Source organism: Facivitalis istanbulensis (genome assembly GCF_040560405.1).
Classification (GTDB): Bacteria; Pseudomonadota; Alphaproteobacteria; order Sphingomonadales; family Sphingomonadaceae; genus Sphingomonas; species Sphingomonas istanbulensis.
The window spans coordinates 1-752 of sequence record NZ_JAVSCQ010000083.1 but is presented as its reverse complement, the minus strand read 5'-3'; the positions used below and the strand labels follow the sequence as shown (position 1 = coordinate 752).

Genomic DNA, 752 nt, shown 5'->3' with positions numbered 1-752 from the left:
TCTTCAACAAGCTCAAGCGCTTCCGCCGTATCGCCCTGCGCTGCGAGAAAACCATCGCCGCCTTCATGGGCTTCGTTCACCTCGCATGCGCCATGATCTGGCTACGATAAATGCAGACAAAGCCTAGTCGTTCCAGTGGGTTGGTGGAGTGCAACTTCGTCCGGTGCTGTTCGGGGAAGGTGATGTAGGCGAGCACGTCATGCTCGGCATTGTCCATGCAGGTGCTCAGTTTCGGCCAGCGGGCGCGCAACTGGTCGCGACGTGCCGCCAGGTCTGGGTGGCGGCGGTATGGTCCGGCTGGAGGAAGACCTGCCGGATGGCGGCAGCGACCATGGTGGTCTGGCCCTTGGGCACATGCGCCAGCGCGTTCCTCATGAAATGCACGCGGCAGCGCTGCCAGGTGGCGCCGACGACGCGGGTGATGGCGGCCTTGAGCCCTTCGTGCGCGTCGGAGATGACGAGCTTCATGCCCCTCAGCCCGCGGCGGACGAGATCGCGCAGGAAGGTCGACCAGAATGGCTCGGCCTCGCTGGGGCCGATGTGCAGGCCGACGATCTCGCGCTTGCCCTCGGTGGTGACGGCCACAGCGATTATGGCGGCGACCGAGACGATGCGGCCGCCCTCACGCACCTTGAGGTAGGTGGCGTCCAGCCAGAGGTACGGCCACTCGCCAGCGAGCGGGCGCTTCAGGAAGGCGTTCACGCGCTCGTCGATGTCCTTGCACAGCTTGGACACGCTCGACTTCGAGATGC

General features: G+C 65.0%; 2 pseudogenes. One reads left to right on the top strand and one right to left on the bottom strand.

The features are described 5' to 3' along the window. Positions 1–110, top strand: a pseudogene (locus RN629_RS18270) (IS5-like element IS711 family transposase); the annotation flags it as partial. Positions 111–124: 14 nt separating this feature from the next. Here RN629_RS18270 and RN629_RS18265 read toward each other — a convergent pair. Beyond that, a pseudogene (locus RN629_RS18265) lies at positions 125–752 on the bottom strand (IS256 family transposase); the annotation flags it as partial.